This is a genomic window from uncultured Gemmiger sp., assembly GCA_944388105.1.
Taxonomy (GTDB): Bacteria; Bacillota; Clostridia; order Oscillospirales; family Ruminococcaceae; genus Gemmiger.
Genome location: CALXHN010000075.1, coordinates 1 through 10402 on the forward strand (window position 1 = coordinate 1; position 10402 = coordinate 10402).

Below are 10402 nucleotides of genomic sequence, written 5' to 3' on the forward strand. Positions count from 1 at the left end.
TTGCGCAGCTCGGCGGCCCGCAGGGTAAGGCCTTCCCGGAAGGCCGGCATCACCGACGCCGCCACCCGGTCAGCCAGGGGGCGGATGAGCAGGTCGGTCTGGGCAGACACCCCGCCCCCCACCAGGATCCGCTGGGGGTTGAAGATGTGCACCAGTCCCGCCAGCCCCTGGGCGATCTCGTCCATCCAGCCGTCCAGCAAAGCCAGCACTTCCCTGTCCCCCGCCTCGGCGGCGGCAAAGATGGTCCGGCCGCTGTCCCAGGCGGGATTCTGTTCCTGGGCGGTGCGCACCAGGGCGGTGGTGGAAGCATACCGCTCCCAGCAGCCCACGGCCCCGCAGGTGCAGGGTACCCCGTCCCGCACATGGGTGCGGTAGTGGCCGATCTCCCCGCCCAGGCCCCGGGCGCCTTCCAGCAGGCGGCCGCCTGTCAGGATGCCGCCGCCCACGCCGGTGCCGATGGTGATGCCGATGACATCGGTACAGCCTTTGGCTGCTCCGGCCCAGACCTCCCCCAGCACCATGCAGTTGGCGTCGTTGGCCACCGTCACCGGCAGGCCCAGCGCCCGTTCCAGGGCGGCGCGGACGGGGGCACCGTCCCACCCGGGCAGGCTGCCGCAGGTGCCGGCCACCACGCCCTGCTTGCTGTCTATCTGGCCGGTGGCCGAAACGCCCACCCCCGCCGGGGTGATGCTCTGCCCCGCCAGAAAGCGGGCGGCCGCCCCGGTGACCGTGTCCAGAATGGGGGTCTTGTAGCCGTCAAAACTCACGCTCTCCTCGGCCCGGGCCAGCACCCGGCCTTCTGCGTCCACCAGGCCCAGCTTGACCGCGGTGCCGCCGATATCGATGCCCAGATAGACTTTCTCCATCCGGCCCTCCTCTCAGCCCAGGCCGCGGATGGCCGCGGTGAACCGGGCGGTGATCTCCGCCGGACGGGTGATGGCCCCGCCCACCACCAGGGCGAAGGCCCCGGCTTCCAGCGCCTTGCGGGCCTGCTCCGGATAGTGGATGTGCCCTTCCGCAATGACCCTGGCCGGACATTCCCTGGCCAGCTTGGCCACAAAGTCGAAGTCAATGTCATTGATGCCGGTGGTCTCGGGGGTGTAGCCCCGCATGGTGGTGCCCACAAAGTCGGCCCCCGCCTGGGCGCAGGCCATGGCCTCCTCCAGGGTGGCAATGTCCGCCATCAGGGGCTGATCGGGGTACTTGGCCTTGACGGCCTTGATGAACTGGGCCGCCGTGGACCCGTCGGGGCGCAGGGCGCTGGTGCCCTGCACCGCCAGGATATCCACCCCGCAGCCCACCAGGGCATCCACCTCATCCATGGTGACGGTGATGTACATGGGAGTGCCGGGATAGTCCTTCTTGATGATGCCGATGACCGGCAGGTCCACCGCCGCCTTGATCTGGGTGATGTCCCGCACCGTGTTGGCCCGGATGCCCACCGCCCCGCTCATGGCGGCGGCCTTGGCCATCAGGGGCATGATGCCCCCTTCGGGGGTGTACAGGGGTTCGTGCTCCAGTGCCTGACAGGAGACGATAAGCCCGTGTTCGATCTGTTTCAGCAGTTTTTCTTTCTCCATCATAGCGTCCTTTCAGCCCATCTCAATCTTGACCACCGCCTTGCGCAGGTGGGTGCACACCCCGCACTGGCAGCTGGGCTTGTGGGGTTCCCCGGGCAGGAAGAGGGCAAACCGCCCCTCCCTCAGCATCCCGGAAGCCTGTTCCGGCGCCGTGCCAAGGCCCGCGTCACTGTCCGGGTCGTAGGGGGCGTTGGGCACCAGGCGGGTGCCGTCGGCCGCCCAGTCCCACCGCTCGGCCCCGGTCAGGTCGATCTGCAGGTCGGCGTAGCGGCGGTGGTACTCAAAGGCGGCGCCCTCGGCGTCCCGCAGCTCGGCCTCCATCACGTTGACGAACACCGCGTCCCCGTCAATGACCGTGCGGCCCAGAGGCAGAGCGGTCACATCATGGGTTTCCAGCCAGTGGATGGCGGTGTCCAGGTTTTTGTGCAGCCCGCGGTACCGGGCCAGGTTGGCAAGGGTATCGGTGATCATGGCGCAGCTCCTTTCCGGAAAGGGTCCGCCGGGGCCTTACAGGGCCCGGACGGCGTCCTCGATCATCTTCTGGGCTTCGGCCACCACGGCCTCGTCCCCGGGCATCAGGTTGGGCAGCGGGGCACGCACCCCGCCCAGTTCCAGCCCGTACTGGCGGCGCAGGATCTCCTTCTGCACGGCGTACAGGTTGCCCTTGGCTTCGCACATCTTGTAGATGATGCGGTCGGCCTGGTACTGGATGGCCCGGGCGGCGGGGATCTCCCCGGCCTTGACCAGCTCGTACATCTTCAGGAACAGCTCCGGCATGACGGCGTAGGTGCCGCCGATGCCGCCGTCGGCGCCCATGGCCAGCCCGGAGACAAACTGCTCGTCCGGGCCGTTGAACACCGCAAAGCCGTCCTCGCCCCGGGCGGCCATACCGGCGTCCTTGAACATCTGGATGTCCTGGGTGGGCATGGAAGAGTTCTTTACCGCGATGACGTTGGGGTTCTTGAGCATCTCTTCCAGCAGGGGCATGGTCAGGGCGGTGCCCGCCAGCTGGGGGATGTTGTAGATGACGAATTCGGTGTGGGGGGCCGCGGCGCTCATGGCGTTCCAGTAGGACGCGATGGCGTAGGGCGGCAGGTGGAAGTAGATGGGCGGGATGGCGGCAATGGCGTCCACGCCGCATTGTTCCGCATGGGCGGCCAGCTCGGCGGAGTCGGCGGTGTTGTTGCAGGCCACATGGGCGATGACGGTGATCTTGCCCGCCGCCTCCTCCATGACCGCTTCCAGCACGGCCTTGCGCTCGTCCACATGCTGGTAGATGCACTCGCCGGAGGAGCCGCCCACATACACGCCCTTCACGCCCTTGCCGATGAGGTGGCGGGTCAGGGCCCGCACCCCGTCGGTGGAGATGGAGCCGTCCGGTGCGTAGCAGGCATAGAACGCCGGGATGACGCCGCGGTATCTGGTGATGTCTTTCATGATTGCAAACACTCCTTATACAGTATCAGCCCTTGACGGCACCCATGGCGATACCCTGGGTGAAGTACTTCTGGAAGGCCAGGAACACGGCGATGATAGGGATGGCGGCCAGGGCGGCGCCCGCCATGATGAGGCCGAAATCGTTGGACATTTCCGCCTGGATCTTGGCGATGCCCAGGGAGATGGTCAGGTTTTCGCTGGAGTTCAGCATGATGAGCTGGAGGAAGTAGTCGTTCCAGCTGTTGATGAAGGTGAAGATGGCCAGGGCGCCGATGCCCGGAGTGACCATGGGCAGCACCACGTCGGTGAAGGTACGCACCTCGCCAGCGCCGTCGATGCGGGCGGCCTCGATCATCTCACCGGGGATGGTCTCGCTGAACTGTTTCATGAGAAAGATGCCGAAGGGCCAGCCCACCGTGGGGAAGATGACCGCCCACAGGCTGTCATGCAGGTGGAGGAAGCTCATTTCCTTGAGCAGGGGGATCAGGATGACCTGCTTGGGCAGGGCCATGGCGCAGATCATGATGCTGAAAATGAGGGTGCGGCCGGGGAAGCGCTTTTTGGCCAGCACATAGCCCGCCATGGCGGCGGTGATGCAGGTCAGGCCCATGGCCACCACCGCCATGAAGACGGTGTTGCCCAGCCAGCGCAGGGCGGGGTTTTCCAGCAGGCGGATGTAGTTGTCCAGGGTAGGTTCGGTGGGGAACCAGACCGGCGGGCTGGCATTGACGGCAATGCGGTCCTTGAAGGAGCCGGTGACGATCCAGTACAGCGGGAAGATGAAGAAGACGGCCAGCAGTACCAGCACGATGTTGGTCAGGACCTTGCCGGGGGTCAGGGCTTTGTTTTTGACGCTGGATTCCATGGTGTGACCCTCCTTTAGTCAGACGAACCGGCGAACTTGAACTGAATGGCGCTGAGGATGGCGATGATGATGGCCAGCACCACGCCCATGGCGTTGCCGTAGCCGTAGTCATTCAGTTTGAAGGCCTGGTAGTAGATGTAGTACATGATGGTGTCGGTGGCGTGGTTGGGGCCGCCGGAGGTCAGCAGCTGGATCAGGGCGTAGCACTGGAAGGTGTTGATGGTGGTGATGACCAGGATGTACAGGGTGGTGGGCATGATCTGGGGCCACTTGATGTGCCAGAACACCTGCAGGTTGGAAGCACCGTCCACCTCCGCCGCGTCGATCAGGGAGGGGTCCACGTTGCCCAGGGCCGCGATGTACAGCACGATGGGCTGGCCGATGGAGGTGGTGAAGAGGATCAGGGTGATGCACCCCAGGGCGAAGCGGGCGTCGCCCAGCCAGCTGATGTTTTCATGGATGATGCCGGTGGCGTTGAGCACATAGTTGATCAGGCCGGTGTACTTGTTGAACATCCACTTCCACACCACGGCCACGGCCACGGTGCCGGTGACCACCGGCAGGTAGAAGACGCACCGGTAGAAGCTGCGCTTGAAGGAGGACATCTTGTACACCACCGAGCCCACCCACAGAGAGAAGGCGGTGACGGCGGGCACGGCCACGATGACCAGGATGAAGGTGTTCTGCAGGGCCTTGAGGAAGACCGGGTCCTGGAACATCTTGATATACTGGGCGAAGCCCACGAAGGTCAGGGGTTTGCCCATGCGGTAGTCCAGGAAGCTGGTGACCAGGCACATGACCATGGGCACCACCACGAAGAGCACAAAGAAGATCAGTGCCGGCAGCAGGAACAGGTAGGCCGCCAGGGTCTGCTGCCGCACCAGAGCGGAATTGCGGAAGGTGCCCTGGTTGTAGGTCAGGGTCTCGCCGCCGGCGGCGGCTGCCTTGGTTTTGGAAGCCATGAGAAGGCCCTCCTTTACTAGATCGGTCCCGTGTGGGGGGATGAGACGGATACAAACAAAGCCCCCGCTCCACCTGTTTGACCCGATGGGGCGGGGGCGGCTGTCCCGCCGGCTGTCAGGCACCGGGCGGGAGGTGTCCCCGGCGGCAGGTCATGCCGCCTTGCGTATCAGTTGTTGTCAGGCCGCGCCGTTGATGGCGTCGGTGCAGCTCTGCTGGTAGGTGGCGGTGGCGTCGTCCACGCTCACGCCGCTGAAGATCTGCTGCAGCATGTTCCACCAGGCAGTGCGCTGTTCGGCCCAGCCGGGAGCCACGTTGTAGTAGTCGCCCAGGTACTGCATGAAGCTGGCGAACTGGGCCATGCGGGCCTCATCCTCGGTGCCGGCGTACACATCGCCGAAGGAGGAACGGACGGGGAAGAAACCGGTCAGACGGACGCTCTCGGGGCCCTGCTGGGCGTCGTCGCACAGGAACTTGATGAATTCCTTGGAAGCGGCGGCCTTGGCGTCGTCGCCGTTGTCAAACAGGCCGAAGCCCCAGATGCCGCCGCACAGTTCGGGCACGCCGTCGTCGGAGGGGAAGGCCACCGGCATGGCGGTGAAGGTGACGGACTCGGCGTAGTTGGCCTGGTTGGAAGCGTTCCAGCACAGGGTCATGGCCACGTTGCCGTTGGCGAACAGCTGCAGTTCGTCGCTGGCCTGGGCGGCTGCGTCGTAGGTGATGAGGCCTTCATTGGCCCAGTCCACCAGCTGCTGCAGGGCCTTCTTGTTGGCGTCGCTGTCGGCGGTGTAGGCGGTGTGGTCGGCGTTGGTGAACTGGCCGCTGTACAGGTTGTTCACCAGAGCGCGGGTGCCCTGGTCGCCGCCCTGGCCGCCGCAGTAGACGATGGCGGTGGTGGTGACGCCGGAATCCTTCAGGGCCTGCAGGGCCTTTTCAAAGTTTTCGGTGGTCCAGGTGCCGTCCTCGTTGATGTACTGGAGCGCGCCGGCAGCCTCGAACATTTCCTTGTTGATGGCCATGGTGTGGGTGGTCATGCACAGGGGGTACTCATAGTAGTTGCCGTCGGTCCACTGGCAGGCGCTGACCACGTTTTCGCTGGTGGCGGAGATGTCGGCCACCGCCTCATCGGTCCACAGGTCGTTCAGGGGCAGCATCTTGCCCTTGGCGCCCCAGTTGGAGACCAGGCGCTCGGGACCTTCCATGATGATGTCGGGGGTGGTGCCGGCCTCGATGGCGGCGGTGACCTGGTCGTCGCCGTTGGTGTAGTCCAGGTATTCCACGGTGACGCTGATCTCGGGATGGGTCTCATTGAACTTGGCAATGAGGCTGTCCACGGTGGCGGAATCGCCGAAGCTGCCGATGGGGTAGGTCCACAGGGTGATGGCGGTGGCATCGCCGGTGGCGGCGGTGGAAGCACCGGTATCAGCGGTGGCGGTGCTGTCGGACCCGGTGCCGGAGGGGGTGCCGCCGCATCCGGCCAGCAGGCTCACGGCCATACCGGCCGCCAGCAACATGGAAAGCTGCTTTTTCATAAGTGTTCTCCTTTGGTGTTCGTTCCTTTGTCGGGCGGTGGAGGTCATCGCCCTTTCGTTGCTTTCATTTTAGAAAATTATTTTCATTTTGTCTAGGGGCTCTTTGCCCAATCTTTTACAGGAATTTTGAACGTTTTGTACAAAGCCGGTGGAAAACGCCGCCATTTTTTCCAGGAATACCGTTCTTTTTTCTGCCTGCCGCCGGCCCTGCTCCTCCTTTCCCGTCATCGGGGCCGGATTTTCAGACTTTTATAAAATGTAAGTTTTTTTCTTTTTCAAAGTCTCTTTCTCTTTCTGTCCGGCCAAAGCGGGCGGCGGATTGTTTTCCGTTTTTTCGTTATTTTTGAGCCGCTGTCTTTCCATTGCACACAAATCCCCTTTGTGTGTGAATCTCTCCGGCCGGCCTGCAAAAAGCGGAAACCTTTTCATTTTTTATCGTCTTTTCGGCAAGATACACAAGGAAGCATGCGCATATTAAGCAATATGCCGCACTTGTCAAATGGCAATCTTTCTTTTATACTAAATACAGAAAATATTTTTCAAAAAACCGGCCCTCCCCCGGGCCACAGGCAGGGCGACCTGCGGAAAGGAACGATTCCGAGAATGAAAGAGCAGAGCTTCTGGCAGCTGCTGCGCGACAAACACAACGACCTGACCAAGTCCGGCCGGCTGGTGGCGGACTATCTGGTTCAACATCCCGAGGAAGCACAGTATCTGTCCATCTCCTCCCTGGCCAAGGCCTGCGGCGTGGCCGAAGCCACCATCTTCCGCTTCTGCCGCTCCCTGGGCTTTGACGGCTACAATGAGATGAAGATCGCCCTGGCCCAGGCCAACGCGGCAGTCCTGCCGGCTGCGGCCGGAAAGCCGGAACCGGGCAGCGACACCGCCGCTTTGTGTGCCTATGCCGCCGCGGTGAGCACCGAGGCCATCACCGGCACCCGGGACACCCTGGACCCCGCCGCCGTGGACCGGGCCGCCACCCTTCTGCAGCGGGCCCGGCAGGTCTACTGCTTCGGCCAGGGGGGCAGCCAGGTGCTGGCCAACGATATCTGGGCCCGGTTCGCCACCGTGACCACCAAGTTCCACACCGCCGGGGACAGCCATATGCAGGCCCTCACCGCCAGCCTGATGGGGCCGGAGGATGTGGTGCTGTTCGTGTCCTACTCCGGCGCCACCCGGGATATGCTGGAAACCCTGCGTCTGGCCAAGAGCTGCGGGGCCCACATCATCCTGATGACCCATTATGCCGACGCCCCCGGCGCCGCCCTGGCGGACGTGGTGCTGCTGTGCGGCGCCCAGGAAAGCCCCCTGGAAGGGGGCAGCATTGCCGCCAAGATCGCCATGCTGTATGTGGCGGAGGTGCTGGTGCTGCGGTTCACCATGGACAACCTGGAACTGACCACCATTGCCAAGCAGCGCACCTCCAAGGCCCTGGCCCCCAAACTGCTGTAAAAAACAAAAAGCGGAACACCCGTGTAGGTGTTCCGCTTTTGTTTTTGGGAAAATCAGTCCTGCTTGGGGACCCGGGAGTTGAATTTGTCCAGGGCCAGGGCCGCCAGCACGCCCACCGCCAGACAGACCACATTCACCGCTGCCGCCAGCGGGGAGGCGGTGAAGCTGTCCACCGGCACGATCATGATGGTGGCGGCGATGACCACCCCGATGATGGCGTGGAAGGCATAGGGATAGAACCGGTCAAAGAGGGCGTCCACCGCCCGGGCCAGACAGACGATGGTGATGAGGGCGCCGATGCCTGCCGGGACCAGGATGCTGAAATTCAGGCTGCCCAGTCCGTCCACAAAGGGGGTGTACAGGCCCAGGGGCATGAGCAGGGTGGAAAAGCTCATGCCCGGGGCGATGACGCTCAGTGCCAGACAGAACCCGCAGAAGAGATACCAGCCGAAGTTGGGGGTGATGACCACCGAGAAGAGGTTCAGCCCGATGAGCAGGCCCAGGATCAGGACAAAGGCGATGCCCAGGGCGGCGGCGCAGCCTTTGGGGCGGCCCTGCTCTCCCGCTTCCCGGAAGAGGGAGGGCAGCATGCCCACGATGAGCCCGATGAAGAGGCAGACCGAGGGGCCGGGGTAGCTTTCCAGGAAGAAGGCCAGGATCTTGGCCACCCCCAGGAATCCCACCGCTGCCCCCGCGATCACCGGCAGCAGTTTGGGCACATGGGTGCGGAATTTGTGCAGGGGGTCGCCCAGCAGTTCCATCACCGGCTTGTAGATGCCGAATACCACACAGAGCACCCCGCCGGAGATACCGGGCAGCACCGCCCCCACCCCGATGAGCATCCCCTGCACAAAGCGCAGCAGCAGGCGCAGGGCGTTGGGACGTGTTTCGTTCATAATGCAAATCCTTTCGTAACAGCAAAAAAAACGTGGCCGCCAACCGGCCCGTGGCAACAGTATAGCACACTCCCGCCCACAAGAAAAGCCGAAATCGCCCCCGGCCCCGAAACCTGTGCAAACCGACAGGAGTCCGGGGTCGGGGGCGGCTGGTTTTGGGCAAAAGGACGCCGGTTTTCAGGCTTTGCCGGGGCCCTGGCGCATGATCTTGTTGAACCGGGTCATAAAGACGGTGACGGTGGTGGCGGCGGCCAGGATGTCGCTCACCGGCTCGGCCAGGAACACCGCAAACACCTTGTTGTCCGGCATGAGCAAAGGCAGCAGGAAGATCAGGGGGATGAGCAGGATCAGCTTGCGCTCACAGGCCAGCAGCAGGCTGACCTTGGCCTGTCCCAGGGCCACGAAGGCCTGCTGGCAGCTGGTCTGGAACCCGCTGGCAAAGATGCCCGCCATATAGATGCGCATGCCCCAGACGGTGTAGTCCACCAGGGCGGGGTCGGAGTTGAAGATGTGCACGAAGAAGTGGGGAAAGGCCATCACCGCCACCCAGAACAGGGTGGCGTACCCCACGCAGATGCCGAACTGGCAGGCAAAGGCCTTTTTGACCCGGTCGGGGCGTCCGGCGCCGAAGTTGTACCCGATGAGGGGCTGGCCGCCCTGGCAGATGCCCTGGTTGGGCATGGAGATGAGCTGGCTGACGCTGGTGATGATGGTCATGGCGCCCACAGCCACATCCCCGCCGTAGCGGGACAGGCTGGCGTTGAAGCTGATGCTCAGCAGGCTTTCGGTGGCGTTCATCACAAAGGAGGAGACCCCCAGGGCCAGACAGGGCAGGATGACCCGGGCCTTGGGGCGCAGGTTTTCGGGGCGCAGGCGCAGCCGGGTGCGCTCCCCGCACAGGAACAGCAGCACCCACACGGCGCTGACCCCCTGGCTCAGGACGGTGGCCACGGCGGCCCCTGCCACCCCCATGCCCAGCCCGAAGATGAGGATGGGGTCCAGGATGATGTTGCACACCGCCCCGATGGCGGTGGTGAGCATGCTGAACTTGGAAAAGCCCTGGGTGGTGATGAAGGGATTCATGCCCAGCACGATGAGCACAAAGACGCTGCCCAGCACATAGATGCGGGTGTAGCTCAGGGCATAGGGCAAGGTGGCGTCGCTGGCGCCGAAGAGCCGCAGCAGGGCGGGGGCGAAGGTGTAGAACGCGGCGGTGAGCACCACCGCGATGCCCACCAGCATGGTCAGGCAGTTGCCGGTGATGCGCTCGGCCACCGGGTTGTCCCCCCGGCCCATGGCGATGGCCGCCCGGGGCGCGCCCCCGGCCCCGGAGAGCATGGCGAAGGCGTTGACCAGCATGAGGATGGGCATGCACAGCCCCACCCCGGTGAGGGCGGTGGCCCCCACCCCGGGCATGTGGCCGATGTAGATGCGGTCCACAATATTATATAAAAGGTTGATGACCTGGGCCACCACCGCCGGGGCCGCCAGACTGAACATCCAGCGGCCGATGCTGCCTTCGGCCATGCTGTGGGGGGCTATGGTACCTGCGGACATGGATACGCCTTCTTTCCCGGAAATAACAGGCGGCCGCCGAAGCGGCCGCCGCGCAATAAAAACATTGTATCACAGCCCGGGCAAAAAGCAAAGGGTGTCCGGCATGCAAAAGCGGGACAGGCC

10 protein-coding genes are annotated in these 10402 nt (G+C 63.9%); 1 reads left to right on the top strand and 9 read right to left on the bottom strand.

What is annotated here, in order from left to right; genetic code table 11:
- The 7 genes from Q0K17_RS08530 to Q0K17_RS08560 all read right to left on the bottom strand — a co-directional run.
- On the bottom strand, positions 1 to 866 hold an 866-nt coding region (locus Q0K17_RS08530), incomplete at its 3' end, for an ROK family protein (RefSeq protein ID WP_294542260.1).
- A 12-nt stretch (positions 867 to 878) separates the two neighbouring features.
- Complete coding sequence (locus Q0K17_RS08535) at positions 879 to 1580, bottom strand: N-acetylmannosamine-6-phosphate 2-epimerase (RefSeq protein ID WP_294542282.1); 702 nt, start codon at positions 1578 to 1580, stop codon at positions 879 to 881.
- A 12-nt stretch (positions 1581 to 1592) separates the two neighbouring features.
- Complete coding sequence (locus Q0K17_RS08540; protein ID WP_294542262.1) at positions 1593 to 2051, bottom strand: YhcH/YjgK/YiaL family protein; 459 nt, start codon at positions 2049 to 2051, stop codon at positions 1593 to 1595.
- A gap of 36 nt (positions 2052 to 2087) precedes the next feature.
- Positions 2088 to 3017, bottom strand: a complete 930-nt coding sequence (locus Q0K17_RS08545; protein WP_294542264.1) for a dihydrodipicolinate synthase family protein — start codon at positions 3015 to 3017, stop codon at positions 2088 to 2090.
- 25 nt (positions 3018 to 3042) lie between these two features.
- Positions 3043 to 3882, bottom strand: a complete 840-nt coding sequence (locus tag Q0K17_RS08550) for a carbohydrate ABC transporter permease (protein WP_294542266.1) — start codon at positions 3880 to 3882, stop codon at positions 3043 to 3045.
- Between the two features lie 14 nt (positions 3883 to 3896).
- Positions 3897 to 4844 (bottom strand): sugar ABC transporter permease, encoded by a 948-nt coding sequence (locus tag Q0K17_RS08555; RefSeq protein WP_294542267.1) that lies wholly within the window; start codon positions 4842 to 4844, stop codon positions 3897 to 3899.
- 177 nt (positions 4845 to 5021) lie between these two features.
- Positions 5022 to 6374, bottom strand: a complete 1353-nt coding sequence (locus tag Q0K17_RS08560) for an extracellular solute-binding protein (RefSeq protein WP_294542269.1) — start codon at positions 6372 to 6374, stop codon at positions 5022 to 5024.
- A 603-nt stretch (positions 6375 to 6977) separates the two neighbouring features.
- Between Q0K17_RS08560 and Q0K17_RS08565 the strand changes: the two genes are divergently transcribed.
- Positions 6978 to 7826 carry a MurR/RpiR family transcriptional regulator gene (locus Q0K17_RS08565; protein ID WP_294542270.1) on the top strand — a complete coding sequence of 283 codons (849 nt, stop codon included), beginning with the start codon at positions 6978 to 6980 and terminating at the stop codon, positions 7824 to 7826.
- Positions 7827 to 7879: 53 nt separating this feature from the next.
- On the opposite strand, the gene Q0K17_RS08570 is transcribed toward Q0K17_RS08565, so the two are convergent.
- Positions 7880 to 8722 (bottom strand): DUF368 domain-containing protein, encoded by an 843-nt coding sequence (locus Q0K17_RS08570; protein ID WP_294542276.1) that lies wholly within the window; start codon positions 8720 to 8722, stop codon positions 7880 to 7882.
- 177 nt (positions 8723 to 8899) lie between these two features.
- Positions 8900 to 10249: an MATE family efflux transporter gene (locus Q0K17_RS08575; protein ID WP_294542284.1), complete on the bottom strand. Its 1350-nt coding sequence runs from the start codon at positions 10247 to 10249 to the stop codon at positions 8900 to 8902.
- Positions 10250 to 10402 lie beyond the last annotated feature (153 nt).

Bases quoted from the DNA above. Each gene is read 5' to 3' on its own strand.
- Q0K17_RS08535 (WP_294542282.1), bottom strand. From the start codon at position 1,580: ATGGAGAAAGAAAAACTGCTGAAACAGATCGAACACGGGCTTATCGTC.
- Q0K17_RS08540 (WP_294542262.1), bottom strand. From the start codon at position 2,051: ATGATCACCGATACCCTTGCCAACCTGGCCCGGTACCGCGGGCTGCAC.
- Q0K17_RS08545 (WP_294542264.1), bottom strand. From the start codon at position 3,017: ATGAAAGACATCACCAGATACCGCGGCGTCATCCCGGCGTTCTATGCC.
- Q0K17_RS08550 (WP_294542266.1), bottom strand. From the start codon at position 3,882: ATGGAATCCAGCGTCAAAAACAAAGCCCTGACCCCCGGCAAGGTCCTG.
- Q0K17_RS08555 (WP_294542267.1), bottom strand. From the start codon at position 4,844: ATGGCTTCCAAAACCAAGGCAGCCGCCGCCGGCGGCGAGACCCTGACC.
- Q0K17_RS08560 (WP_294542269.1), bottom strand. From the start codon at position 6,374: ATGAAAAAGCAGCTTTCCATGTTGCTGGCGGCCGGTATGGCCGTGAGC.
- Q0K17_RS08565 (WP_294542270.1), top strand. From the start codon at position 6,978: ATGAAAGAGCAGAGCTTCTGGCAGCTGCTGCGCGACAAACACAACGAC.
- Q0K17_RS08570 (WP_294542276.1), bottom strand. From the start codon at position 8,722: ATGAACGAAACACGTCCCAACGCCCTGCGCCTGCTGCTGCGCTTTGTG.
- Q0K17_RS08575 (WP_294542284.1), bottom strand. From the start codon at position 10,249: ATGGCCGAAGGCAGCATCGGCCGCTGGATGTTCAGTCTGGCGGCCCCG.